This window comes from Escherichia sp. TW14182 (genome assembly GCF_000208525.1).
Taxonomy (GTDB): domain Bacteria; phylum Pseudomonadota; class Gammaproteobacteria; order Enterobacterales; family Enterobacteriaceae; genus Escherichia; species Escherichia ruysiae.
Genome location: NZ_AEJZ01000419.1, coordinates 1 through 788, shown reverse-complemented (window position 1 = coordinate 788; position 788 = coordinate 1). Strand labels below are relative to the sequence as shown.

The window sequence follows — 788 nt, the reverse complement described above, 5'->3', positions numbered from 1 at the left end:
CGGCTCCGGCAGAGCCACTCCCCACAGAGCCGCCCGTCGTCGAAAATCCGGCGACGGATGCCAGCTATCGGTCATCGGAAATTTTCCGATGGGTTCGCTCAGGCCATCCAGGAATACGGGTGGCACTGCCTGTAACGACAAAACTTCCTGCTCACTGGTCGGAGCACTCTCGCGTGCGTTATGTGTGGGGTTTAGATCTTTGGGTTCCTTTGGGTTCCGTGATCCGTTTTTGGGTGTCTTTGATGGAAAATTTGGGTGTCTTTGGTTATTTTCCATGCAGCTAAGAGTTCCGTTTTTGGGGCTGTTTTGTGCTGAAACATAACCATTTTCGGTACTGTTTTTATTAACAGTACCAATTTTACCCACCTTTAAAGACTCCCGTTTTTGGGTGTATTCAGGCTCGGCAACACTTTCTTCTACACCGATAAGTCGGTACACTACGATTTGCTTTGTTCGGCCTTTTCTCTCACCGGTATCAACAATTAACCCAATCTCCATCAGGTGTCGTAAGCTGTCCTGCACAGTCTTTTTGTTCAGCTCCGTTACTTCTGCCAGTGCAGATACAGACGGGTATGCACACAAATCGGCACCGCACATATCAGCAAGCCAGGTCAATACTGACTTACTGGATGAACTGCCGGTTTTCACCTTTTTAGCCCATCGTAGTGCATCGATACTCATACGAACCCCAGACAGATATTTGTTTATCTGCAAAGTAATATTGGTATTGCTGACGATACGCGTGCTTGAAAGCAATAGCTTTTTCTATAAGCTCGTCAGTCTCACGT

Annotated in this window: 1 protein-coding gene and 1 pseudogene; both read right to left on the bottom strand. The window is 47.5% G+C overall.

Annotated features, from left to right (window positions below):
* Positions 1 to 681 (bottom strand): helix-turn-helix domain-containing protein (locus EQY_RS0122720; protein ID WP_000020561.1); only part of this gene is annotated, 681 nt, incomplete at its 3' end.
* Positions 653 to 788, bottom strand: a pseudogene (locus EQY_RS27105) (toxin YdaT family protein); the annotation flags it as partial. The gene EQY_RS0122720 and the pseudogene EQY_RS27105, both read right to left, overlap by 29 nt.